Source organism: Roseomonas sp. USHLN139 (assembly GCF_037145735.1).
GTDB lineage: Bacteria > Pseudomonadota > Alphaproteobacteria > Acetobacterales > Acetobacteraceae > Pseudoroseomonas.
Genome location: NZ_JBBCWY010000004.1, coordinates 1 through 25,068, shown reverse-complemented (window position 1 = coordinate 25,068; position 25,068 = coordinate 1). Strand labels below are relative to the sequence as shown.

The 25,068-nt window shown below is 64.6% G+C and carries 19 protein-coding genes, 3 pseudogenes and 1 other annotated feature; of the genes and pseudogenes, 8 read left to right on the top strand and 14 right to left on the bottom strand.

Features of this window, described 5'->3' with window-relative positions; translation table 11 throughout:
* Positions 1-490 precede the first annotated feature (490 nt).
* Together WFI16_RS12890 and WFI16_RS12885 are read right to left on the bottom strand one after the other, a co-directional pair.
* A pseudogene (locus WFI16_RS12890) lies at positions 491-1,197 on the bottom strand (IS256 family transposase); the annotation flags it as partial.
* 379 nt (positions 1,198-1,576) lie between these two features.
* A pseudogene (locus WFI16_RS12885) lies at positions 1,577-2,805 on the bottom strand (IS3 family transposase).
* Positions 2,405-2,521: a sequence feature (AL1L pseudoknot), on the bottom strand. (Overlaps the previous pseudogene by 117 nt.)
* 397 nt (positions 2,806-3,202) lie before the next feature.
* On the opposite strand from WFI16_RS12885, the gene WFI16_RS12880 reads away from it, so the two are divergent.
* From WFI16_RS12880 to WFI16_RS12860, 5 genes are all read left to right on the top strand, one after another.
* Complete coding sequence (locus WFI16_RS12880; RefSeq protein ID WP_419898221.1) at positions 3,203-4,201, top strand: hypothetical protein; 999 nt, start codon at positions 3,203-3,205, stop codon at positions 4,199-4,201.
* A gap of 134 nt (positions 4,202-4,335) precedes the next feature.
* Complete coding sequence (locus WFI16_RS12875; protein WP_419898220.1) at positions 4,336-6,852, top strand: S8 family serine peptidase; 2,517 nt, start codon at positions 4,336-4,338, stop codon at positions 6,850-6,852.
* On the top strand, positions 6,849-8,063 hold the full coding sequence (locus tag WFI16_RS12870) for a trypsin-like serine peptidase (protein ID WP_419898219.1): 1,215 nt from the start codon (positions 6,849-6,851) through the stop codon (positions 8,061-8,063). The genes WFI16_RS12875 and WFI16_RS12870 overlap by 4 nt, the downstream gene beginning before the upstream one ends.
* 372 nt (positions 8,064-8,435) lie before the next feature.
* Positions 8,436-9,335, top strand: coding sequence for a trypsin-like serine peptidase (locus WFI16_RS12865; protein ID WP_419898218.1), 900 nt, complete (start codon positions 8,436-8,438; stop codon positions 9,333-9,335).
* 152 nt (positions 9,336-9,487) lie between these two features.
* Positions 9,488-9,952 carry a hypothetical protein gene (locus WFI16_RS12860; RefSeq protein ID WP_419898217.1) on the top strand — a complete coding sequence of 155 codons (465 nt, stop codon included), beginning with the start codon at positions 9,488-9,490 and terminating at the stop codon, positions 9,950-9,952.
* Here WFI16_RS12860 and WFI16_RS12855 read toward each other — a convergent pair.
* Positions 9,949-10,341: a hypothetical protein gene (locus WFI16_RS12855; RefSeq protein WP_419898216.1), complete on the bottom strand. Its 393-nt coding sequence runs from the start codon at positions 10,339-10,341 to the stop codon at positions 9,949-9,951. The genes WFI16_RS12860 and WFI16_RS12855 overlap by 4 nt on opposite strands.
* A 550-nt stretch (positions 10,342-10,891) precedes the next feature.
* Positions 10,892-11,335, bottom strand: a complete 444-nt coding sequence (locus WFI16_RS12850; protein WP_419898215.1) for a hypothetical protein — start codon at positions 11,333-11,335, stop codon at positions 10,892-10,894.
* A 125-nt stretch (positions 11,336-11,460) separates the two neighbouring features.
* Between WFI16_RS12850 and WFI16_RS12845 the strand changes: the two genes are divergently transcribed.
* Positions 11,461-13,239, top strand: a complete 1,779-nt coding sequence (locus WFI16_RS12845; protein ID WP_419898214.1) for a hypothetical protein — start codon at positions 11,461-11,463, stop codon at positions 13,237-13,239.
* Between the two features lie 241 nt (positions 13,240-13,480).
* Here the strand turns inward: WFI16_RS12845 and WFI16_RS12840 are convergent.
* The 10 genes and pseudogenes from WFI16_RS12840 to WFI16_RS12795 form a co-directional block, all read right to left on the bottom strand.
* Positions 13,481-14,320 (bottom strand): annotated as a pseudogene (locus WFI16_RS12840) (phage tail tube protein); the annotation flags it as partial.
* A 51-nt stretch (positions 14,321-14,371) separates the two neighbouring features.
* Positions 14,372-16,087, bottom strand: coding sequence for a terminase large subunit (locus tag WFI16_RS12835; protein WP_419898213.1), 1,716 nt, complete (start codon positions 16,085-16,087; stop codon positions 14,372-14,374).
* Positions 16,065-16,583, bottom strand: a complete 519-nt coding sequence (locus WFI16_RS12830) for a phage terminase small subunit P27 family (RefSeq protein WP_419898212.1) — start codon at positions 16,581-16,583, stop codon at positions 16,065-16,067. Before WFI16_RS12830 ends, WFI16_RS12835 begins: the two co-directional genes overlap by 23 nt.
* Positions 16,583-17,848: a site-specific DNA-methyltransferase gene (locus tag WFI16_RS12825; RefSeq protein ID WP_442970687.1), complete on the bottom strand. Its 1,266-nt coding sequence runs from the start codon at positions 17,846-17,848 to the stop codon at positions 16,583-16,585. Before WFI16_RS12825 ends, WFI16_RS12830 begins: the two co-directional genes overlap by 1 nt.
* A 106-nt stretch (positions 17,849-17,954) precedes the next feature.
* A complete protein-coding gene (locus tag WFI16_RS12820) occupies positions 17,955-18,245 on the bottom strand; it encodes an HNH endonuclease signature motif containing protein (RefSeq protein WP_419898597.1) in 291 nt (96 codons plus the stop codon).
* A 775-nt stretch (positions 18,246-19,020) separates the two neighbouring features.
* Entirely contained in the window at positions 19,021-21,312 is a 2,292-nt protein-coding gene (locus tag WFI16_RS12815) for a phage/plasmid primase, P4 family (RefSeq protein ID WP_419898211.1), read from the bottom strand.
* Complete coding sequence (locus WFI16_RS12810; protein ID WP_419898210.1) at positions 21,313-21,807, bottom strand: hypothetical protein; 495 nt, start codon at positions 21,805-21,807, stop codon at positions 21,313-21,315.
* Positions 21,804-22,040, bottom strand: coding sequence for a hypothetical protein (locus tag WFI16_RS12805; RefSeq protein ID WP_419898209.1), 237 nt, complete (start codon positions 22,038-22,040; stop codon positions 21,804-21,806). Before WFI16_RS12805 ends, WFI16_RS12810 begins: the two co-directional genes overlap by 4 nt.
* 148 nt (positions 22,041-22,188) lie before the next feature.
* On the bottom strand, positions 22,189-22,392 hold the full coding sequence (locus WFI16_RS12800; RefSeq protein WP_419898208.1) for a helix-turn-helix transcriptional regulator: 204 nt from the start codon (positions 22,390-22,392) through the stop codon (positions 22,189-22,191).
* A gap of 121 nt (positions 22,393-22,513) precedes the next feature.
* Positions 22,514-23,266, bottom strand: coding sequence for a hypothetical protein (locus WFI16_RS12795; protein ID WP_419898207.1), 753 nt, complete (start codon positions 23,264-23,266; stop codon positions 22,514-22,516).
* Positions 23,267-23,739: 473 nt separating this feature from the next.
* Here WFI16_RS12795 and WFI16_RS12790 point away from each other — a divergent pair, with 473 nt between their 5' ends.
* Positions 23,740-24,267, top strand: coding sequence for a DUF2924 domain-containing protein (locus tag WFI16_RS12790; RefSeq protein WP_442970686.1), 528 nt, complete (start codon positions 23,740-23,742; stop codon positions 24,265-24,267).
* Complete coding sequence (locus WFI16_RS12785) at positions 24,264-25,016, top strand: recombinase family protein (RefSeq protein WP_442970685.1); 753 nt, start codon at positions 24,264-24,266, stop codon at positions 25,014-25,016. The genes WFI16_RS12790 and WFI16_RS12785 overlap by 4 nt, the downstream gene beginning before the upstream one ends.
* Positions 25,017-25,068: the final 52 nt, after the last annotated feature.

Here is a 25,068-nt window from a genome sequence, read left to right as displayed (position 1 = left end):
AGCTATCTCGCGTTGCGACTACCACCCGGTCGGCAGCGCCGCGGACGCGGCCTGAGCCGGGCGCGGCTGAGAAGGGCAGGCCGGGCCGCCGCATCATGCCGTGCATCAACTGGTCCATGCCGGTGTCCTGCGCGCGCAACTCGTTCTCCCGCGCCACGGCCGGCCAGCGTGCGCCGGCGTCGTCGCGCGCGTCGCGGCCGACCGCCCCATTCCCGCCCGCCCGCCCGCCGGTAGTCGTCGCGCGTCGCGCTGGCCAGCCGGGCATAGGTCATCGCCGCGACCAGGGGCGCGCGCCGCGGCCTCCTGCCGCTCGATCGGGACGGGCGCCCCCGTGGCGTTGAGGCGCTCCGCGCTGCGCACCGTCACGCCGTGGCGGAACTCGAAATAGAGCGGCTCGTCCGGCGGGCCGGACAGGCCGGCCTCGTCGCGCGTCTCAATCATCACCCCCGCGACGGGGAACTGGACGCCGCCGGCTGTCGCGACCTGCTGCCGCAGCCTTCAGTCCCTCATGGGCATCGGAGACGACCAGCTTCACGCCCTTCAGGCCGCGCTTGACGAGGCTCTTGAGGAAAGCGGCCCAGAAGGTCTCCGCTTCCGAGGGACCGATGTGCAGGCCGACGATCTCGCGCCGCCCCTCGGTATCGCAGGCGACCGCGATTATGGCGGCAACGGAGACGATGCGGCCGCCCTCGCGCTGGCGGAGGTAGGTGGCATCGAGCCAGAGGTAGGGCCACTCGCCGGAAAGCAGCGGTCGGTCGAGGAAGGCCCCGACCCGCTCGTCGATGTCCTTGCAGAGCTTGGAGACGGTCGATTTCGAGATGCCGGACAGGCCCATCGCCTGCACCAGCTCGTCCACGCGCCGAGTGGAGACGCCGCCTATCCACGCCTCTTGGATCACCGCGACCAGGGCCTTCTCGGACGTCTTGCGGGGCTCCGGGAAGGACGGGAAATAGCTGCCCTGCCGCAGCTTGGGGATCCGGAGCTGCAGCGAGCCCAGGCGCGTGTCCAGTTTCCGGTCGCGGAAGCCGTTGCGGTAGTTCAGCCGCTCGCCGGTGCGCTCGTGCCGCCCGGCGCCGATCAGCCCTCCACATCGGCCTCCATCAACATCTGCAGCACCGCCTCGGCGACGCCGCGCAGGAAGTCACCGTCTCCGGCTTTCGCCAGCAGGTCCGCCAGCGGCAGTCTGTCGTCGGTCATCCGGTCCTCGGCCGGTCAGGGGTAGGAGCTTCGCAACTCCACCCTAGCCGCCAGGTCCGATGGCCACCCCAGCCCTACATCCCGGCCAACGCCGGAATTTCCACCACCTCCGCGGACGCTACCCGCGGCGCCGCCAGCCGCCACTGGCATAGTGACAGGCGTTTGGACGCCGTGGCCGCCACACCGTGGTGACGATGGTGCCTCGACCGGACCCGTTCCAATTGCGCGCGTTTTCCCGGAGTCTGTGCGAATGCGGCGTGGCAGCGCCGAGACTTCAGCATTTCTGCATTTATATTTTGTGGGAAAGCGCATGCGCTGTGACCCACACCCGAAGGAGGAAGTGAACCGCCGCGGATTGCCGGAGGCTGTTTGGTTTGAGTCACGCCGCCAGGAGCAGGTTCTCCCGGGTGGCGTTGTAGAGTGCTTCGGCCTCGGCCGGCGGGATATTGCCGATGGGTTCCAACGGCCGCCGATGGTTGAACCTCTCCACCCATCTAAGGGTGGCGAATTCCACGGCCTCAAGCGAGCGCCAGGGTCCTCGCCGGTGAATGATCCCGGCGTTGTAGAGACCGTTGATGCTGTCGGCCAAGGCGTTGTCATAGCTGGAGCCGACGCTGCCGATGGAGGGCTCGATGCCGTCCTTGGCTAGGCACTCGGTGCAGTGGATGGAGACGTATTGGCTGCACCTGTCGCTGTGATGCACGAGGCCGCCGCGATGCAGCGGACGCCGCTCGTGCAGGGCCTGTTCCAGTGCATCCAGCACGAAGCCTGTGCGCGGTTCGCGACACGCGCCAGCCGACGATCCGCCCCGCATAGGCATCGATGATGAAGGCGACGTAGGCAAACCCTGACCAGGTCGCGACATAGGTGAAGTCGGAAACCTACAGCGCGTTCGGGCGCGGTGCCTTGAACTGCCGGTTAACGTGATCCAGCGGGCAAGGGGCGGCTTTGTCGCTGATCGTGGTCCTGACCGGCTTGCCGCGGATCACGCCTGCAGGCCCATGCTGCGCATCAGGCGCGCGACAGTGCACTGCGCCAGGTCATGGCCTTCGCGTTTCAACTGCCGCCAGACCTTGCGCACGCCATAGACACGGAAGTTCTCCTCAAACACGCGCGCGATCTCGGGCATCAGCACCGCATTGCGCTGCACCCGGGCCGGCAGCTTGGCCGGATCGCACCGCGGGGCGGCCTGCGCTCGATAGGTCGACGGGGCGATCGGTAGAACCTTGCAGATCGGCTCGACCCCGTGCGCCCCGCGATGATTATCGATGAAGCCGATCATGGCTTGAACCGGCGGTCGAGCTCGGCCTGGGCAAATTACGCCGACGCCTTGCGCAGGATCTCGTTCGCCTGCCGCAGTTCGCGGTTCTCGCGCTCCAGGGCCTTGAGCCGGGCCGCCATCTCCGTCGTCGGCCCGGGCCGGCGGCCGGTGTCGCGCTCCGCCTGTTTCACCCACTCGTTCAGCGTCTAGCCCGTGCAGCCGATCTTGGCCGCAATCGAGACGATCGTCGCCCAGCGCGACGGGTGCTGCGCCTCATGCTCCAGCACCATACGCGCCGCACGCTCGCGGACCTCAGGCGAAAACTTGTTCGTCGTCTTGCTCGCCATCGCTCCAGCCTCTCAGGAGTTGGAGCCTCCGACAAACCCGGGGCGGTTCAGAAGGTCGAGATCGTGCGCTCCTGCGACCGACACCGATGCGTCGCGTGGTCGAAGCGAAGCGCTGGATAGTCGAGCGAACACTCGGCTGGATCGGCCACCATTGCCGCCTCTACCTTGACTCCCAGCGATATTGCTGCGGCGGCTCGCGGCAAAGGCTGCAGCATGAAGCAGAACTTGTAGGACTGACTCTCAAACCCCGCGTGCGTCCGCGAGAAAAGCATCGGCTGAAACGGCGCGGATAGTGGCTCCATTATATCGGGCTTGCAATGAACGGTGCATCCGTGGGTATCATTGCTTAAGCAGTCTGAGGGGGCAGCTCGTGGGCCACAGTAGAACGCTTGCCCGGTTGGGGCTCGTAATCCTTTCGCTCTGCACCCTGCAGGCGTGCGGGCTACCAAGCGCCGTCACAACGCCTCCTGCCGGAGAAATAATAAGAATTCGCAATGAACAGACAGGCTATGCGCCGGGCACGAGCGAAGCGACGAGTCCACTCAATCCGACAGAGATGCGGGACTGGGGCTACGCGTACATCGATCGGCAATGCGTCGATTTTTTCGCGGCACTCCAGCGCGCGCGGAGCCAAGGCGAATTCGCCTCGAGCGCATTGGCCGGGGCTACGGCCGCGGCGACCGCCATTTTGGCGCTCGCTGAGGCGTCAACGAAGGCCACGGGCGTTACCGCTGCGGCACTTGGCTTTGCGGCCTTCACATTAAACGAGTTCCGCCGCACCGCCTTGCTCACCGAATACCCGGACGAGACGCAGCAGCTTGTTAGGGAGGCACTGACGACCTACCGAAGCGCAGCTGGGACGCCATCGACCGGGGGCCAAGCAGCCTCGCTCGTCGCGGGCTACGCACAGATCTGCACACTCTCGGGCATTCGGTTCCTCGTGCGGGAGGCAATAGCGACCGCCCGCACCAGGGCAGAGACGACGACCGAACTCACGCCAATGGAACGCCTCCAATTCGATAGTGTGGGGCGCGACCTCGGGCTTTCCGGTCTCGGGCCAGATGCAGCTGCGGCTCTTCTCGTCTTCGCTGAGGAGCCAACCTCCACCGCCCGTCAGCAAATGGTACGGCAAGAACTCGGTGGGCAACTCAGCCGGGTGCTGCGTCAGCAAGACGGCGGGCTGGTGCCGGCGAATAGCGAACGCTGGACGCGAGCGATCGGGGTGCTACGGTCGATTGCGACCATCTCGCCCGCCTTCCGCTCCCGTGTGAACGCCTTGACCGGGTCGCTTGCCACGGCCGGCGAAACCGGCGTGGCCCCGGCCGTTGGTCTCGGCCCGCTCACAAGAGGCCGAGCAGAGTCCCCACTGATACCCAATGTGAGAGTCGTGAGATGACGAGGCGTCGAAACGGGCTGTGGTTCATGCCGCGTTCGATTGGCGGCCGCCGGGCTGGCACCCTTGCCCGGACAATATTTGTGCAGCTGGCGTGTCGGGAACGAGCTGACATGGGAAAGGGATGGTACGCGCTCATGCGTTGGGTGTACTTTTCTACACTCCTTACGCTCATGGTGATGTCTCCGCCGACCGCCGCGCAGCGGCCAACGCCCCCCCTCGGCTTCACGGTGATCGGAGAGGATGGGGGCATCGCTCTCGTCTTCGCGATCTCCGACCTCATGGCGAGAGATGCAGTTCGAATGCGACCTGAACTCATCCTCCGTCAGGACGCGAACCTGAACGGGCTCCTGCGGCGAATCTACAGCCTTCCAGCCTGGGTGAATCCGAGCGTTCTCGAAACGCAGCTCTGCTCGATCAATGACCACATCTGCCGGAGCAACCGTAGCCGGACCGCTTGGAACTGGGCAGAAGGGGCGTCTGCCGATCTCTCACATGATCAATGTACAGAAGCGAATCGGAAGGTGCAGCGCCTACCTCGCAATTATATCTGCATCCCCGACATTGTCATTGGCCAAGATACAACCTTCGTAGCCCGAAGTTTTAGTGCGTCCGAAGCGCCCGGGTTGGACAGGGTGGTACTCAACAATACGCGGGGATGCGTGGAGTTTGACCGGATCTGCCAAGTTCGGATTCTGGAACGCAATCCTGATCAAGGCGAAGCTTGGCTGAGAGCGGAAAGGGGAATTCTCTTCTCGCCCGGTTCGAGCAGCAGCGGCAACTGGTGGGCGGCGGTGCGCGGACCCGTCACACTGCCTGCGGCACTTCTCGGTGCGAGGATCACGCCCTCGGATCCGCATGCCGATCTGCGGACGCAATGCGCCTCCATCGAGCGGGCTGTTGTGGCAGGCGACATCGCACTACGACGGGAGCGGCCGCAACTTGGCAGAGAGCGGACGCGCCTAATCTCAACTGTCTGCCAGTCTATCGTGAATACCGCTTCGCAGCCCTCCGCTCGGCCAGAACAGGCCAGCCTCTCGTACGTACGGGTGAACAACGAGACAAGGCAGATGTTGAGCGACGAGTGGCGCCAGGCCATGGGTTGGCCGATCGGTGCCGCCCACCCGGCTACAACCCTGGTCGGCGTGTGGGATGGACCAGTGGCGCTGCAGTCGAGCCTCTCGCGGACTTCTGTCGGTTACCTGGCGGATTTGCCCCGGGCGACACTGGGAAATAGGGTCTATCGCTTTCCCCAGGATAGCGCGGTGCTCTGGATAGATGACCATCCCGGGCACCTAACGCCAGCGCCGACAGGACCCTGCGGTGAATCGACGCCAGATGGGCTGAGTATCTACGACCACGGAACCCTTATCACAGGCATGCTTGCGAGCGGGACCTACGGGCTTTTGCCCAACGGACGGATCTGGTCGCACGTCTTTTCTACTGCGAGAGTCCGGAGTCCCGAGCATAACCCGCGTGCCGAGTTCGAATTTATTTCGAAATACCATCAAAGCTTCCCCAACTACTTACAAACCGTCGGGTCACCCAGGGTTGTAAACTTGTCCTGCGGCGCACCGCCTTCTGACGACGGCAGCCAGCTCAGTCAAGCAATCGCCGGGCGACCGACCAACGCGTCACCGGTGGGGCTGGCCCCGTTCGTGGTCGCGGTCGCTGCCGGGAACCGCAATTTAAGGGACGAGGGCTTAGTGCCTTTGGGCATTGGCGACGCTGGCGGGTACGCCCATCTAGCGCGGTCGCCGCCCACAGCGGGTTTCATCTCGGTGGTAGCGATGGGTTCGGAACGCGATGTCCTGACCTGTGGACATGTTCAGGAACTGCTCCGTCAAATCGAGAAACAGCAGCCCGGTAACCTATCGCCCACAACTCCTAATTTCCAGGAGTTCTGTAGGTCCCCGATGAGACCCGGTGCCGATGATGACAGGCAGCAATTCCTTGCCCTTTATGGGGAGGCCTTCGACGTGGGGGCCATCGGCTTTGGCATTGGTCCCGCTGGCGCCGAGCCGGAGGCGCTTAACCTAATGTGGGGCAGTTCCTTCGCGGCGCCATACGTTGCCGGCCTCGCAGCGCAGATCATCGGCGACGCTACGAGGGATATCAGGGTTAGCGCGCGCATGGTGGCGGCCAACCTCGTCGCCGACCGGATTAGGTTCACGGCAGAATACCTAGAGAGCGGAGCAGCGCGGTTCGGCAGGATCCACGCAGAACGAGCACTCGGCTTTCAGACGGATCGCATCGAGCTCCGGCGGTCGCCGGAGGATGCAGAAGTTTGGAGGGATGACCTGAACCTGAGGAGCGCCGCCGCTTGCCTCGAGCAGGGTGGGCATCTTCGCCTACGCCGCGACAAGGCGTTGACGTTGCCTCTCCTGGATGCGGCAGGCAGTGGCTCCGGGCTCTCCATCCAAATTGCGACTGTGCAGCGGCTCCGCCGCCTGCCTGATCTGACCGGCATTCAGGCGATCAATCGCACCGGTCGAGGAGCGGGGCTTGAAATCTTTTCGGTGGATGGCCGTGACATCATGCTTCAACTCCATTGCATTAAACAGGGACAGCCACCCAGTCCCGTCGTACTGCCAATGTTGTACGTGCAAGATTTCACCCGCTGCTCCTTCGTGGGGCCAGAGTGTCAGCCATGAAGCTACGGATGCTGAGCCGGGCAGTGTTGTTCGTCTGGCTTGTCCTGCCGGCCTTGGCTGCGGCGCAGGACACGGCGATCGCGAAACACCTTGACGCTGTTCCCACAGTTCGAGCGCTCGTCTTTGCTGGTGGTGCTTGGTCACTGAACGGTTCAACGATCCATGACGACCAGCCTGTGGTGCTGGCAGATAACCCTTTCCCGCACGTCATCGTCGAGGTTCAGGCCGAACGCCTCGCAGGGCCGGTGCTGTTGGAACTGGTCGATGGTTCGACCAGCCAAGTGATGGCGACAATTAACCTTCTGTCGGGCGTCGCAGCGCAGACCGTGCAAAGCCTGCCGCTGATGGGACGATCCATCCGAGTTCGCTTGTTGGGCGATGCCGGATCGCAAGGCCGCGTTTCGGTCGTGAGAGCGCTTGCAAGACCGTTGTCGCAGGCGCAGGCCCTGGGCTCCGTCATTGTGGGAATTCCGATCCGGTCCTTGCTAAACAGTAGCGTCCCTTCATCTCGATTGCTGCCGGAGATTGGACGTTCCGTAGCGTTCATCCATATCGCCAACCCCGGAGTGATTGCACCCTGCACGGGTTTCCTCGTCACTCCGACGATCATCGCCACTGCAGCTCATTGCCTCCGAGCCGCGGTGGCCGCCGAGCCGGAGGCGCACTGGCGCCGAACCGCATGCGCTCGAATCGGGATCGTATTCGACTACTTCGAAGGCGTGATGCCGGAGAATGTTCGGCGCGCGATATCATGCACCGAGATCGTCGACCTGGATCGCGAAGGTCGTTCGGTTGTTCTCACCTCGCTTCCGCCCGGTGGAATTGACATCGCCGAACTGGCGCTGATCCGCATCGCTCAAGACGCCGCCGCCGGGCGCAGTCCGCTGACTTTGGACGCCAATCTGGCCGGTGGGACGGCAACAGTGATTCAGCACCCTTGGGGCGACTTCCAACGCGTTGCTTCTGAATGCGAGGTCTCACTGGAAGCTGCGCAGAGGCTGATGCGGCACCGATGCAGCACTTCGCCTGGCAGTTCGGGATCGCCTATTCTGCAATTCCGCAACACGGCTTGGGTCGTCGTGGGAATGCACACCTGTTGTGCAGATCGCTTCTCGGTCGGTAACTCGACACCGCAGGAGTATCGTAGGGCGGTAGAGACAGAAAACTACGGGATTTCTATCGCCGTCATCATAGCGGGGTTACCGCCGTGATAGAAGGCGCGTCGTTCTGCCAATAGATTACTATCCAATGCCGCAGTTCGAGTGCGAACATCGGCTTCATCGTGGAGAGGATTCATGAACGTGTCACCACCTAGGCTCCATTGGATTGCGGGCCAGTGCAGCACGGTATTGCTGCTTTTGACGGGCGCATTGATTTGGCCGGCGCCTGTCTCTGCACAGGACACTGTGGCTGAGGCGGAGCGTTACTGGACCCCTGAGCGGCTAGCGCGGGCCCAGCCAAGAACCTTACCGCAATATCAGGAACCGCAGGGTGTCCCTGAAGCAGGATTTCTCAGCCAGGATCCGCCGTCGGCACCTGGCGTTCAGCCCATCCGCAGAGGTCAGCTGCCAACATCTACGGCGATGAACCTGCCCGACCTGAACAATCGGCTGTTCCCGCCCGGAGCTGCACCGACCCACGATCCCGGATTGCCTTTGCCGCAGCCCTCAGATCCGGTTGAGCGTCCCGGCGGCCCAAGGGGCGAAGCTGCCGGAACGGAAGGCGCCCACTTCAGCAGTTCACGGCTGATCCCTGTCGATGCGCGGCTGGAGTATCCTTACCGCGCGGTGGGCAAGCTCTTTTTCCAAAACGCACAGGGTCAGGATTTTGTCTGCACAGCAGCGGTCATCGCGCCGAGGCTGATCTTGACGGCAGGCCATTGCGTTCATCAGGGCAGCGGTGGGGAGGGGGGCTATTTCCGACACATTCAGTTCGTTCCTGCTTATCACGAGGGTAATGCCCCGTTTCAGCGCTGGAGCGCGACCTGGGTAGCGACGACCAAATCCTGGATGACTGGCGGTGGAGGAGTTCCCAACCGAGCAGACCTAGCCATCATCGAGCTGGAGGAACGCCACTTCGGCACGGCGATGAGGACAGTCGGATCGGTCACTGGGATCCTCGGCCACCGGACCAACGCACTGAGCCGCAACCAAGCTAAAATTATTGGCTACCCTGTCGGCTTCGACAATGGTCAGATTATGCATCAGGTGGATTCCGGCAGTCACAGGGACGGCGGGCTAAGCTCATGGCTCTATGGCTCGGACATGACCGGCGGTTCCAGCGGGGGGCCTTGGATTGAGAATTTCGGCGTACGGGCGATCGGCCAGACCGGGGGGCTGGAAGCGAATCCAAACCGAATTGTCGGCGTCACCTCATACGGCTTCGTGTCAAATCAGCCGCTGGTCCAGGGAAGTTCTGTGTTGGGCCAAGAATTCCTAGACCTGCTGAGTCTAGCGTGTGCTCGCCGCCAGGGAAACTGCTAGTTCAATCGCTGTCATCCCCATGACGTAGACGCTGGGGCAGTTGGCCGCGTGGGCCAAGGCAGTGGCCTCCGCTGCTCAGCGCGGAGACGCTGCGCCACCGGTCTCTCGCCGGGATGGCTGTGACTGGCGGGCTGACGATGAGATTGCGCAGCATGCCCGACGATGAGCCATCTTGTTGGTCGGGCGCCATAGCCGACGCCGCCGCAACGGCCTTGGCGCTGCATCGCGCTTTCGACGCTACCGGCCTACGATTCGTGCTGCCGGTCTCGGAGCTACGGAGGGCGGCGGAAATCGCCTTGCGCGGCAACGCAATCACGACCAGCAGCCTGGTTCTGCGGGCCTGCGCGCTGGTTGGCAAGCTGCAAATCTCACGGCACGCGCCGCTTCGTCACCTGCACTGCCATCGGCCCGCGGCGAGGTCCACCGTCGACGCGCTGACGTTCCGCGCCGTGATGCGCACGCTGTTGTTGGACAACACTTGGCAGTCGAGCACGAAGGCGATGCCGCTGGTGTCCAGCGAGGTGTCCGCGAAGTCGCCCCGCCATGCGCCAGGCACAGTCACATCGATGTTTGCGGTCGAGCCTGCGGTGAGGCTCGGCAGATCCCAGGTCGTCTAGAGTGCCAGGCTGCGGGTGCCGATCGGCACCGAGGGGCAGGCATAAAGCACCGCCGGCGCCGCTTTCGGCAGCCCGAACAGCCGCAGCGCCTCGAGCTCGATCTGCCCGTCGAAGCCGACGATGCCGATCTGCGCATAGGCGACCGCCTCTGCCAGCCGCACCGTCATCCGGCGGTTCAGCGAGGCGTCGGCCATCACCGCGCCGCCGGTCCAGGCCTTGGAGGGGATGTTCCACTGCATGGTGGTCAGCGAGGCCAGCACATCGCCGGCGATGTTCTCCCGGACGGCCATGCCGGCGTCGAAGCAGCGCACGAACAGCCGCCCGCCATCGGCGCCGCCCACCAGCCAGTGGGCCAGGGCGAGCTCCTTCGCCGCGGTGGTGTCGACCACGAACACCGCGCCGCGCTGGGCGTCCAGCTGCAGGCCCCGGCTGATCGGGTAATGCTGTTCAGCCCGTTGAAGGACAGCCCGGACAGGGTAGCCGTGGTAGTCGAGGTGGCCAGTTTCTCCACGCCGATCTCGGTCGTACTCTGCCAGAAAGCGGCATTGTCCAGCGACAGGCGGACCAAGACGCGGCTCGTGCTATCTGCCATAGGTCACACCTCCTGCGTCGATGGGGTGGACAGAATCCCGGGGGGATCAGTGCGGCGCGCGGCGCTACCGGTGGCGAGGCTTATGCGCATGGCAAGCAGAAGTTTGGCCGCGGCCTAGCCGGCGGCGTCCATCTCGCGGGCGGTGGCGAGTGCGGCGGGCATGTCGACGTCGAGGCCCATCATCGTCGCGGTGGAGCAGGTGGTGCCAGCGGCCCAAGCTGCGACGGCCTCGACGCTGGTGGGCGCGGGGGCGGCGTGGGAACAGGCGAGGCTACAGTCGCGATCGAGCGCCGCGCAGCTGCGGCAATAATCTTGACCCGAGCCGAAATGCCATTTGGCTCGGGCCCTTAGCCGTTTCCTTTCAGGGTCACGGCGGCAATGAGGTGGGTGGCGCGATCCCAGAAGGCGGCCGCCATCTCGTCCATGCCCATCAGGCGCTCGACCTCCTCTGGCGAGAGCGGCAGCGGCTTGCCGGCGGCATCGCCGACGCCTTCCCAGGCGGTGACGGCGTGCCGCGCCAGCGCCTTGACCAGGAAGGCGAAGGCCAGGCCCCGCGCCATGTCGGGGTCGAGGTCGGCCTCCGCGGCGCGCAGCGCGCCGAGGCGAAAGGCCAGGCCCCGCGCCATGTCGGGGTCGAGGTCGGCCTCCGCGGCGCGCAGCGCGCCGAGGCGACGGGCGGAACCGGCCTGGGCAGCGGCCATCACGGAGGTGGTGACGAGGCGGATTTCCACGCGGACGCCGCGCGGCAGCTCGAGCCAGTACGGCTCGACCGGGAGGTCGAGGGTAAGCATGGAGTTCTCCATTTGCGTGATTTTCAAGTTGATCCGCCCAGACCAAAGCGGCCGAGAAGGGCGCGCCAGCCTTGATCCCGCAATCGGAATGGATTCATCTAAGGTCTAACAGGGATGATTCGGCCATGCTTTCACCGTCCGACGAGGCGCTCGTCAGGAGCTATGCTGCACGCTCTCTGCAGATGGCCCACGCGGGACAGTTCCTTGGCTTCTTGGGAACTCTGACGCAGATTGGTCAGGCAGCGGCAGACCCGCGTCTGTATTCAGGAGACGCGGGCGCGGTGCGTGCCATGGCCCTGGCCCTTGGGCATTTCGAATCGCAGTGCAGTCTCTCCGACCCGTTCGTCGGCTTGAATGCAACTTGGCGGCCTTCGAACTTCCTCGCTGACCCAATGCCTGTCGCTGAGAGCATGATCTCAAAGACAGTGCGGACCTTTGACCGGACGGCACTACTCAAGTTCTTCACGGTCCTTGACCAGGAGATCGAGCGCTCCGGCCCAGCTACCGAGCTGGGTGCTTTGCACCAGGAGCTGCGCGGGGAGCACGACAATCGCTACACGCTGCTTGACCCTTTTCACGACGCCCGCATCAGCGACTTCCCGCGGGGCCGAGGCTCGCGGCCTGGTGTGGAACTCTACCTTGCGGCGAAGCGGGCTGGCACGCTGCCAGACATCGGTATCGGCTCGCATCGGGTCGACCTGCACCTAGCGCGCGGGCGGGGGTTTGACCTCGATTTGGGCCGCATCGAAGCCTTGGAGCTGCTGTCGGGTGCGGCGCCGGCCCTCCCCACCGACGGTGGCGTCAGACCGGCCCGTCATCAAGCGACCTCCCTCGAGATGTTCAACGCGATCTGCGAGCGCTACGAGGCGGCCGCCAGCGCGAAATCCAATACCGGCCTTTCGCTTTGGTTCCGAGGTCAGGGCCGCTCCTATCGGTTTCCGGACGTACTCGGCTTGACAGAAAGCGGGTGGACCGTTTGCCGCCGCCGTATCGGCGAGCGACTGACACATCTCGAGGATGATGATCTTCTAATTGCGTCAGCCTTTCGCAGGTATGAGGAGTTCTGGCAGTCGCCGGAGCAGATCGGCTCGGTGTTTGCGAGCCTCGGGGCATGGCAACTGATTGCCCAGGAGCTGATGCAAAATGACGACCTCTTCCCCGTCGCTCCAGAGGTCATCCTGCCCGAGGTCCTCACGCCGCAGGTTAGGGACCTGTTGGCGCAGCTGGATAAGGATCCCTTTGGCACGTCGTTCCAAGCGAAGATGACCGCTGGGGTGTATGAGCAGGACGGCATCCTGCTCCCGGAGGCCACCCAGTATGCGATCATCGACGGTAAAGACCAATTACTGTTCCGAAGGCGACATCGCTTCGATAAGCTGGCTGCCTCGGGTTCGTTGTTGTTGCAGCACTACGGCTGTCCCACGGGCGGTCTCGACATCACGCGCGACCGCGACGTCGCGCTGGCATTTGCCGCTGGCTCTGTTTCGGTGGATGCAGACGGGCGTTTTGTGCGGGTTAAGCGCGGCGCTGCTAAACCCGTCGTCTACCTTATGCTGCTTCACGAGGCTCGCGATCCGTTCCTGTGCTCAGAGGCAATGTTTAAGGGCGCAAACCACCCCAACCGGATCGAGCAGCAAAAATGCGGGATACTGTTCGGATCGAGCTCATATTGCCGCAATTATGCGTTCAGGCATGTGGTGGCACGCATCGAGATCGACTTCGAATTGCCTGAGAGTCTGCGGCCTGAGGAGGTCTATCCCCGTATCTCGGAAGACCCGCTTTCAGCTAGGATCTGTGAACGCTTCCCCGAAGCGTATAAACTCGCTAGCGAGCGTATTTGCGCTGGCGGGAACGCGTCTGCGGCGCCCGGCGAGCCGAGATTCAGACCTACCTTTCGGCTATGAGAATAGTTCGCTTATGTCCGCTGCCCTCCCGACGTCCGTCGAACGGAGGCGTGGTGGCGCTGCATGCTTTCGGTGCGCCTACTTCGACCGCTGAACGAGCGACGCAACTTTTCGAACCCGAATCGAGTGAGCATTGCGAGCAACTCGATACTGCGTAGGCGCGCCTCATCGCTGAAACCGCCAAGGACATCTCACAACCAGACACCTCCGAACTGAATAGGTCTTTTTTGCGGGACAGAGTTCAAGCATATTCTGTCCCAGCCTGCTGGTTCCGCAGCACCGCCGTCATCATCCGCGTCGCCGTCGCGTTGAACGCCGCCCTGAAATCGAAGCTGGCCTCCACCCTGGCCGGCCCCTCGATCGGCGTCTTGGCCAGCGCCAGGTAGACTCCATGCAGTGTGGGGGTCAGGCTGCGGTTTTTATCGATCGTGAAGGTCAGGGCAAATTCGGCAGATGTGTCGGCCTGTGCCTGGGCGAGCAGCGTGGTATTCTCGAAGCGGACCGTGATCTGTCCCGTGCAACGGGCAATGCCCCGATCCACGCCCTCGACGCGGCGGTCGGCGCGAATGGTGCGCACCGCCTCCATGCCGTTGGCATAGGTGAGCCGCGCGCCGGTCACCTGCGCCAGCGCCGAGCCGCCCCGCGTGACGGACCCCTGCGCCTTGTTGAAGGCCGTGTAGGCCGCGCTGGTCGGCGTGCCGCCTAATGTGGCACCTGTGCGCACCGAGCCCTGGCCGAGCAGCCCAAAGGTGGCCATCGCCGCGCCGGTCGGCGTGAAGTCCAGTTCCAGCGTGGTGGCGCGCATGCCGGTGCAGACGTCGAAGGAAGGCACGTCGGGATAGCCGATCTCCATGGCGTTGCTCAGCAGCGAGGCTGCACTAGAGCCGAAGGTGTGAATGAAGTTGGTTGTGCTGATAATCACCGGCGCGCCGAGCAGTAGCCGCAGCCGCAGCCAGGGGCCGATGTTGATCAGGTCGACCGGCACTACGGTCGAGCCAGCGACAGTCACGGTGTCGAGGAAGGGCGCCGCGGTATCCCGATTGCCGCCCAGGCCGATGACGCCGACATCGATCAGCGGCTGCTCGGCGCCTAGAGGAGTTCGCTCTCCCTGAGGGGATTGGCAACGACCAGCTCACACAAAGAGCGGATCCTTCAGGAACTCCCAAAAGCTGCCCTCTTCCTCCGCCGCGTTGGTGGCACATCCCAGCGCCATGATCAGCGCCATGGCGGCGTCGATTTTCTGCTCTGGGCGGGCTTTGCGCGGGTAGACGTTGCCGCGAGCGTCGTAATGCCCGACCACATTGCTGAGGCACCACCCGAGCACGGGGTTGTCGTCGTGCCGGACCCGGCCGGCCAGCATTGCGGCCCCGAGCTCTTTGGTGGGCTCCGAGAGGTTGCCCGTGCGCATGTGGAACTCCACCACCGGCAGCCCATCAGCAGCCAAGGACTGGCGCATTTGCCGAGCCTGCCATGGGTCAAAAGCCAAGCTTTTCACCTGGAAGCGCTTCGCCAAGCTGCGCAGATCCTCCTCGACGGCCCGCATATCGGTCTCGTTGCCCGGCGTGACGGTGAGCCAGCCCTCTGCTGCCCAGCCAGGGTAAGACGGGTTCCTGGCCTCGAGCACCGCCGCCTCGTTCAGGTAGCAGCGGGCCAGCACGTCGTAGTGTGGCTTGCCGTCAGAGCCTCTGCTGGGGAACACCAGGGCCAGCGCGGTCAGGTCGGTGGTAGCGGCCAAATCCACGGCCACATGGCAGTCGCAGCCAGCCATCGCCTCCAGGGTGAGGGCAGGATCCGCACAGGCCTTCCAGGCGCGGGTGCTGAACAGCGCCTCGTCCGCCCCAACCCAGATGTTCAGGTGCCGGGTCTTGGCCGCCGCCTCCTGCGCCGGGTTGTTTCTGGCCTGGCGCATGATGGCGCGGATCGCGTCGGGCTGGACGGCCTGCCCCCAGGACGGGTTGGCCTTGATCCAGGAGGCCTCCTGCCAGGGATCATTCGCCTCATCGACAGTGTAGATCAGCGCGAACAGCCGCTCATCCTGCTGCAGCCCCTCCAGCACTCGGACCGAGTAGTCCCACATCTGCCGGCCGATGCCGCTGGTGTTGCCGGTGGCCGTGCTGATGGAGAGCAGCAGGGGGTGGCGGCGCTTGCCCATGGCGGTGAGCAGCACGTCGTAGACTAAGGCCGTGCGGTGGCTGGCCAGCTCATCACAAACCGCCACCGTCACGTTCAAGCCGTCGAGTGACTTGGCATCCGAAGAGACCGGGACAAACTTGCTGGCGGTGTGCTCCTGGTAGATGGCGTTGGCCCGCTCGGCGACGCCGAAGGCCTGGCGGAACTCGGGGCTGCGGCGGACCATCTGCTGCGCGGCGTCGAACAGGATGCGCGCCTGGTCCCGAGTGACCGCAGCGGCGTAGCCCTCAGCGCCTCCTTCACCCTCGATAAAGGTCAGGTTGAGCGCGATGGGCGCGGCAAAGGTGGTCTTGCCGTTGCCGCGGGGCACGTAGACCACCGCCTGGCGGAACCGTCGGGTGGTGGTGCCCCGCTCGACAAAGCCGAACAGATTGGCAAAGACAAAGCGCTGCCAGCCCATCAGCCGCAGGGGGCGGCCCGCCTCCGGCCCCTTGATGTTAGGCAGCTGCTCGGCAAACAGCATCGCCGCCTCGGCGAGATCAGGGCGGAATGCCCAAGGCCCCTTGCCAGCATCCGCTGTGGCCTTGTCGGTCAGGAAGCGCTCAGCCGCCTGGCGGACGTACTGGCAGGCCGGAATGGTGCCACCGACCACCGCCTTGGCATAGGCCAGCGCCGCAGCCACGCCGGGGCAGGGATCAGGAAGCGTCTTTGCGGCCATGGATCACCTGCAGCCGGGTCCAGGGGCTCTCCTGGGCAGGCGCCTCCGCCTGGCCCGCTGCCAGCCTCGGCCGGGCCGCTGGCGAAAAGCCCAGCTCGCTGGCCGCCCGCAGCATGGTCTCGGCCGCCTGACGGATGATGCGGAGATAGGGGGAGGGGATCGGCTGGCCATCCTTGCCGCGGGTCATTAGCGGCAGGGAGGAGCTGGCGTCCAGCTTAGCCTGCTGCATCACCGCGGTGCGGTGCCGGTCCTCCGCCTCAACCCAAACCGCCAGCACGCCCCGGTCGAGCGGCTTAAGCAGGCCCTTCGGCGCATGCCCTATCACATAGGCCCAGCTCTCCCGCTGGCCGATGCTCATCCAGTCCGGGGCGGTGGCAGCAAGCTCGCCCTCCGGCAGGGGCTCACCGGCGCGGTCGCGGCCATGGCGGGTGGCGTTGAAGGAGTCGCGCAGTTGGTGCAACTCGGTCGGGATAGGCTTGGGGCCAGGGCGAGGCATCAGGTGACCACCACCGGCTCGGGCTGGCGCGCAGAGGCAATCTCCGGGAAGCTTCGGCCATCGCACTCCAGCACCGCCTGCTGGCCCGTGAAGGCCTGCCAGCGCAGCACCGCCACATCGACATAAGCCGGATCGAGCTCCAGGGCATGGCAAGCTCGGCCAGTCATCTCCGCAGCGATCAAAGTGGTGCCCGATCCGGAGAACGGCTCGTAGACTGCCTGACCGGCCGAAGAGTTGTTCTCGATGGGGCGGCGCATGCACTCCACCGGCTTCTGGGTGCCATGGATGGTGGCGGCGTCCTGGTCACGCGAGGGGATCGACCAGAGGGTGGTCTGCTTGCGGTCGCCGGACCAGTGCCCCTTGGCACCGTCGCGCACAGCGTACCAGCAGGGCTCGTGCTGCCAATGATAATGGCCGCGGCTCAGCACTAGGCGATCCTTGGCCCAGATAATCTGTGCGCGGATGTGAAAGTCTGCCGCCTGCAGGCTCTCTGCCACGGCGGTGGCGTGCAGGGCGCCATGCCAGACGTAAGCGACCGAACCAGGGAACAGCGCCCAGGCTTCGCGCCAGTCGGCGCGGTCGTCGTTCAGCACCTTGCCAATCCGCTTGGTACCCGAGAGCCCTGCCTGATTGCGCCATGCTGGGGCGTAGGCGACGCCATAGGGCGGATCGGTGACCATCAGGTGGGGGTGAACGCCGTTGAGGGCCTTGGCGACGTCATCCCCGTTGGTGCTGTCACCACAGACCAACCGGTGCCGTCCGAGCTGCCAAACGTCGCCCAGGCGGCTGACAGGAATTGCCGGCGCCTCGGGCACCTCATCTGGATCGGTGAGCCCGGCGGTTTCCTCCGCGGTGAGCGCCGCCACCTCCTCGGCGCTGAAGCCGGTCAGCGACAAATCGGCACCCAGGTCAGCAAGGTCTATCAGCTCGGCCCGCAGCATTGCCTCGTCCCAGCCGGCATTCAGCGCCAGCTTGTTGTCGGCCAGCACATAAGCTCGACGTTTGGCCTCGGACCAGCCGCGAGCGATCATCACCGGAACTTCGGTCAGACCGAGGCGCTGCGCCGCCAGCACGCGGCCATGTCCGGCGATGAGGGTGCCGCTCTCATCAACCAACACCGGCACGGTCCAGCCCCACTCGCGGATCGAGGCGGCGATCTGCGCCACCTGTGCGTCGGAGTGGGTGCGGGCGTTGCGGGCATATGGCGTCAGGCGGGTGAGGGACCAGCGCTCCACCTGATCAGCCGGCCACGTCATCTGCTGCATGCTCAGAGCCTCCGCCGCAAATCGGCCGAATGTGCAATCGTGGAAAATCTACGGGGGACGCGGTCCCCGGGCGCAAGCCGGCAAGTTTTGACCCGCCCCCGGGGGGTCATGGCGATCCACCCCGCCGCTGCATGCCGCTTGCCGTCAGCGCGGCATGACAGGAGCGGCACAGCGACCTCAGATTAGCCTGGGCCAGGCGCAAGTCGGGGCGCGAGGCAATGGGCGCGATGTGGTCGACCTCGGTCGCAGCCCTCACCACACCACGCTCCCGGCAGAACCGACACAGTGGCTCCTCCCCCAGAACGACGAGACGCAACCGCCGCCACGCGGTGTCATAGCCGCGGGCAAATGCTGATCCGCGTTGCCGATCCAGCGCTTGCAGCTGGGCACGCCGCATCGCTTGCGGATCGTGGTGCGCAGGACGGTGCAGAGCGGGACGTGTCGGCATCCAAACCCCTGAAACGCGAAACGCCCCGGCAAGAGCCGAGGCGCAGATATTCATCATGGGATGACTATGTTCTGTCTGACGGATATAGGCAAGGGAAATCAATAAGGATGCAGTTCCAGGCCGAAAAATTTCTATTCAGAGCTCATGCAAGTTTCCAATGCTCTGCTAGGCGTGTGAGCGCGGCCAGGACCAAACCCATGACGATCTCCGACCGCATACCATGACGTTCCGCGATAGAGCGGACAGCCAAGTTATCCAGGATAAATGCAACGCAGAGCCCTCGTGCGCTGGGGCCAAGTGCCACATGGGCGGCTTGCAAAGACAGTCTGGCGCGCACCTGCTGCTCGGTCCTGATGCGTGCGGAGACCTCAGGCCCGCTCAGGCTGGATGACATGCCGCCGCCTATTGCTTCAGTGAGCGCGAGATAGCGGCGGCATGCTTCCCACTGGGCATGACTGATCGTGCTGGACCTGAACATCTGATCGTAGCGAGGGGAGAGGCATCGTGATGCAAAGCCCACAGGGGCACTCCTCGGCTCAGAAAAAGCTGGACGCGGGCAGACGCTGGCGGATGCAACGAGACGGCGGGCTTAGGCGTGTAGCCAGTGGACCAGCGACGCCAGCGACGCGTGCGACACGTAATCCGTATAATCGCCCTACGCGCGCGCGTAGCGACCAACCGGAAAACGCGTCGCAACGTGTCGCTGGCGTCGCTGAGATGCTGTTCAGGATTCGCCATCCTGCCAATGTGCGCGGACACTCTCCGGTTTGACCCGAATGCCGAGGAAGCCGCGCCCGCGGAATTGCCGGCAGTCCTTCGCGCGGGCGAAGCCCTGCCGCTCCAGCATCGTGGCAAACCATTTGCCGTTTCGTGGATCCTCAGCGCGGCTCAGGGCATAGCTCCGCCAGGACGCGAACAGAGCTGTGCTGGTCTCGCCCCAATCCAGCGCCTGATCGCAGCACTCCTCGATCCATTGCTTCAGCACGTCCTGCTCTTCGAAGTAGTCGGCCGTCGCGTCCAGCACCGCCTTCGGCCGCGCCAGCCCACTGACCTGCCACGCCAGGCAGCCGTCGATCATCCAGCGTAGGATACCCGGCCACTCTTGCCGCAGCCGCTCGGGCAAGGTCGGGTCAGGCCGGCTGGGCTTGTGCAGGAAGGGCACCACGTTGAAGCGCCGGCGTGCCGCATCGTCGACGTTGCGCAAGGCGGGCTTGTGGTTGCCGCTGATCGTCAGCTTGAAGGCCGGCGTGAAGGTGAAAAAGTCCTGCCGCATGTAACGAGCGGTGATCGGGTCCCCTCCGGTCAGCGCCTTGATCCGTGCTTCGGCCCAGGCGCGGCCCTCCTCCGTTTCCGTCGTCATGACCATGCGGGCCCCGTGAAGCATGGCCAAGTCGGTAGGATGCCGGTCCCCCTGAGATGCTGTGAAGGTGTCCATAGCGGCATTGGTTCCGTAGGTGCCGAGGATGCCAGCCGCCGTGACCAGAAGGACCCCCTTACCGTTGCCGCCAGGGCCGTAGACAAACAGCAGGGCATGCTCTTGCGTCACCCCTGTTAGGGAGTAGCCAAGCCAACGCTGTAAGAAGCCGATCAGGTCCTGATCCCCGGCACAGGCCTGATTGAGGAAGGCGAGCCAGGTTGGGCAGGCCGCCAGCGGAGCCGGTCCAATGGCCGTGCTCCGCGAGATCATGTCCTCTTGCCGGGCCGGGCGCAGTTCTCCGGAGCGCAGATCGACCGTGCCGTCAGGGGTGCCGAGGAGCCAAGGATCGCAGTCCCACGCGCTGCTCGTCACCGCGAAGCTGCGATCCGCCTGTACGAAGCGCTCAACGCCACTGGAAAAGGCCGCCTTACCGGCTGAGGCGATGGTCTTGCTGTCTCCTGTCACCAGCGCCTGTTGCCGCGCCAGAACACGGACCCAGTCGAAGGCGAGGCGGGTCTCCTCGCGCTGCCAGATAGCCCCTGACCAGCGGTACCATTTGCCGGCATGATGGCAGAAGCGCAGCGTATCCCGGTGGCGTTCGACGAACGCCGCGGCGACGCTATCCTCAGTGATCAGCTTCCCTGCGTCATCCTGTTGGTTGTGCCCAGCGCTAGGGGGAGGCGAGGCAGCAGACCTGCTCGCGTCCCGAGCTTTGGCCTGACGACCGTAGATGTCGTCCAGGCACCGATCGATGTCGTTGCGTCGCGCCAGCCAGCGGGCATCGCGGTCCGGCGGGAAAACGGCCTCCATGGCATCGATCAGGCGCTGCCGGGCATCCATGTAGGGGATACCATTTTTGGCCCATCTGCCGAGCAGCCGCACGGAGGCGAAGTGGTAGGCCTGGCCGGTGCAGATCTCCTGCAGCAGTGCCGCTTCATCCATCGGCCCCTGCCGGGGTTTGCCATCCTTGCCCTGCCCGGAGCTCGCGTTGGGCTTGCCCTGCCAAATCCGGTCGAGCTCGTGCAGCTGATCGATCGGGGTGCCCTCGTTGAGCTCCACGCGATGGGCTGGGTTCGCCTTCACGGAGCCGAAGTAATAGGCCTGCGACAGCGTCCAGCTTTCTCCGCTGAAGATCCCGCGGAACAGCCCGTTCAAGCGCCCGAGGAGCTGCGATCGTTGGACAGGGGGCAGCTCCACCGAGGTCGGGCAGAGAACCCGCCAGCGTGGCTTCTGAGGCGTGTGGGAGGGCGAAGTGTAGAGCAGGCAGAGGAGGTCCGACTTGCTGGCCGTCTCCATTACCGCTTCGAACGGCACTTCCTCTCCATCGTAGTCGGCCTCGACGCCGGTGATCGTGAGCACATTGGCATCGTGGCGAAGGGTCTGCTTCTCGGTTCGCGCCTCCCCAAAGCGGGCCAGCTTGAGCCAGGGCAAACGGCTCTTTTCTAGGGCCGTCACGTTCTGGATCCTGCTTGCCAAGCTCCTAAGCGAGTAGGCCTCCTCATGCTTTTGGATGGCCGCGTAGTTGTCGAAAAAGGTCACCGCGAAGGGCTGATCGAGCAGGCCCTTAGCCTCGGCCTTGTGGGTGTGGTTGCGTTCCATTCAGGCGGCCTCCTGCAGACCAGCAGCCGCCAGCTGGGCTCGCACGGCTTGCAGATGACGGTGACGGGTGGTCCGGGGTGCCGGTGATGCATCCTGTTGCAGCAGTGTCATGACGGTGGCCAACTGCGGCGGGCTGAGGCGGCTCAGCACGCGACCGAGGTCGAGCCGGAGGGTCAAGGAATCTGCAGGATCGTGGTGACCCGCGGAGACCTGTTCGCCCAAGTGGGCGTAGATGTGCCGGTCGCGTGCCTCCCGGCGCTGCAGCCACACTGCTCGCTGAGCACGGTGGCGGAAGCAGACCTGGGCAAAGGCGCCGATGCTGCCGCGCGCTGGATCGAGATGTTGCAGCCGGCGCAGCAGATCAAGCATCAGCTCCTGGCGGAGATCATCGCGCTCCATCGCAGGCAGTCGTCCCGCGCGCAGGGTCCGGCACGTCATCCGGTCGGCATCCCGGTACAGAAGCTCCACGTCCAAAGCCGGTCGATGCATGGTCACTGGCCGGCCTCCATCCGCTGTTTGGCGGCCAGTGCGGCGGCAATGCTGCTGAACAGCAGCCACACGGGCCGACGGTTCGGCGCGGCGCCTGGGGGGACTTCCAGGGCAGCACGAGGCAGCCCGTCAGGATCGGGCGCGTCAACCAGCAGGTGCAGGCGGATCAATGGGGCAGCGTTCAAGACGTCGGGCGTGCTGATCGGGCGGCGGGAGGCCAAGTTCATCGGTCGCGTCATGGTGGGTCCTTCAGGCCGTGAGGACCGCGGAAGACGTGGCAAAGCGTGCGAGAGGCTGCTAAGACTGCGGGTGTTCGACGTCCGCGTTGATTGGCAGCGCAAGTGCTCCCGCAGCCCGCCCGGCTTTGCCGCGGCGGGTTGCTTTGTTCTAGGCCCTGTAGCGGGGCAGGGAGGTCACCCAGCGGCGCAGGCTGCTATCGAGCACCAGCGTCGCCCGGCCGAGCTTCACGGCCTCGAGCTGCCCCTTACGGAGTGCGTCATAGACATTGGTCCGGCTCGCGCCGGTCAGCTCCACCACCCGATCGACGCGATGGGACAGTGGGGCAACCTCGGGTTCTTCGTGCAACGGCATGGTGCTGCGTTCCCTCGTGTGGACGCAGCGAACATCGGTGATCACCCCCCGTGGTGGTGAAGCGCCGTATCTAGATGCAGGCGAGCGTAGCTAGTAACGGCCAGGCGTTACCGGTTGGTGATCAGCTCTGGGGAACGGGAGCCCTGTACCGCATGGCCGCCTGTAGCAGATGCGGCGGCAAGGGACCGATGGGGGGCTGCTCAGGAGCAAGGCCGGCCGGGAGCCGAACGACCTTCTCGGATAGTAGCAGCGGTGCTGATGCTCCGAGCGGCTTGTGCTGGAGACTGAAGTCACGAAGCCAGGCCATCCAAGATAGCAGTTGGCGGAAAAGGCGCTTTTGCCTGATCGCGTGCTCTGGCGTGAGGCCGTGTTGAAGCCAGTATTCCTGAGCCAGGATCATTGCCGCGTAGACCGGCGCAACACCACCGCACTGGCTCCAGATCAGCGGCATCTGTCGCTGGGTTGGCACCGGACCGCCTGCTTGTCCCCAGGCATCCAGCACGGCCAGCGCGCGCTTGGTGGAGGCTGTCAGCTTCGGATGATGGACAGCCATCTGCACGATGAACAGAAGCAGCCGGCCAGCAGCTAAGAGAGGTCCTCTCTGACTCTGCTGTAGTTCCTTGGCCCAGACTGCCGGAGGGCTTGCATCTCTCAGGCGACGGAGACCACCAGACGGCAAGAACAGGCTGGTTTCGACATACTTGTTGTACCGCTGTAAGGCGACCTGCGGATGGTCGTGCACCAGCGTCACGGCACGCAGTTGCTCCATGCGACGGGCGACATAGCTTGGAGCACTGTCCAGAAGGTCGGCGGCTAGCATGACCAGGAACTCCTGCTGCCGCTGTCGATCGAACGGGGCGACCAGGAACGCCATCAGCTGATGGGCTGCTCTGTCGCTATCAAGGTGCAGGTCAAGCCCTGGTGGACTGGGCGTCGGCATGGGCACTCCGTACGTTTTTTGCGACCAATCGCAAGGCTGTCCGACGCGAGCGATCGGGGCGTTCGGGCCGGCATAGCTGAGCCGCACCAGCGTACCGCAGCATACAACAATGTTCATGTTTCGTTCTCGTGAGCGGATGGCAACTCAAAAGAGCATGGGCCAGCGGAACAGATGGGCTGCTGCCTGAGTAGTAGAGGAGTGATGCAAGTCACCGGCTTGAACTCCCACCTTCCTCCCCACCTTCGGGAACTCTGCGCCCTCCTGGCTGCCGGCCTGCTGCGGCTCCGCAGCGGCACTGCTGAGGATCTGGCGCAAAAGGACGAGGCAGCCCCAACCTCAGGAGAGGTTTCGCTACACTTCACCGCCGACCAGAGCGGTCCTGTGTCTCCCACGACTCGGAGATCCCCGTGACCCAGAAATCTGCCGCCCGCCGGCGTAGGGTACCCCCTCAGGAAGCCGGCACTGGACCTACGCCGCCAACCATCCCTGCCATCCCACCAGCGGACGTCCTCGGCCGCTTAGCGGCGCTGCAGAGCGCCCCTATTGCCCTCCTTAAACAGCAGTGGCGGGAGCTCTTCGGCAAGGAGCCGCCACCGTTCAACCGCGCCTACATCCAGTCCCGCCTGGCCTACCGGATCCAGGAACTGGCCTATGGTGGCCTGAAGCGGGAAACCCGCGCCCGGCTGCAGGCGCTGGGTGAGCAGCTCGATGGCGGCAATGTTGTGCTGCGTCGAATCCGCGCTGACAGCCGCCCCCTCCCGGGTACCCGGCTGCTGCGGGAGTATGATGGCGTTGAGCACGTGGTTACCGTGCGACCGGACAATTTCGACTACGAGGGTCGACCTTACCGGTCGCTGTCCGCCATTGCCCGACACATCACGGGCACACGCTGGAACGGCTGGACATTCTTCGGGCTTAGGAAGCCTGGGCCATGAGCCGTCGTGTCCGTCCCGACCTGGCCATACCGGCGACGGTGAAGAAGCTCCGCTGCGCCGTCTACACTCGCAAATCCACCGATGACGGCCTGGATAAGGAGTTCAATACGCTCGACGCGCAGCGGGAAGCCTGTGAGGCCTATACCGCCAGCCAACGCGCTGAAGGCTGGGTGCTGGTCCGCGATCGCTATGATGACGGCGGCTTCTCGGGCGGAACCCTGGAGCGGCCGGCACTCGGGCGGTTGCTGGATGACATCCGGCGCGACCTGGTCGACATCATCGTCGTCTATAAGATCGACCGACTGTCTCGCTCGTTGATGGACTTTGCCAAGCTGGTCGAGGTGATGGACGCTCATGGCGTGACCTTCGTCTCGATCACCCAGTCCTTCAACACCACCACCTCCATGGGCCGGCTGACGCTTAACATCCTGCTGTCCTTCGCGCAGTTCGAGCGGGAGGTCATTGGTGAACGGATTCGCGACAAGTTTGCCGCCTCCCGCGCGAGGGGGATGTGGATGGGGGGCAAGGTACCGCTCGGCTATGACGTGCAAGACCGGAAGCTGGTGGTGAATGAGGGCGAGGCAGCCCGCGTCCAGCGGGTGTTCGAGCTGTTTGCTGATACCGGCTCCGGCGTGGAGACGGTCCGGCGGCTGCAGGCCGAGGGAGCGACCAGCAAGTCGGGCCGCCTCCTAGAGCATGATCCGACCTGTTTGACTCGGACGGGGATTCCCGGGCGGCTGGAAATCTGATTCACCCTGTTGGCCGGGAGGAGGCCGGTGGTGATGAGCAGAGCGCTGTCGT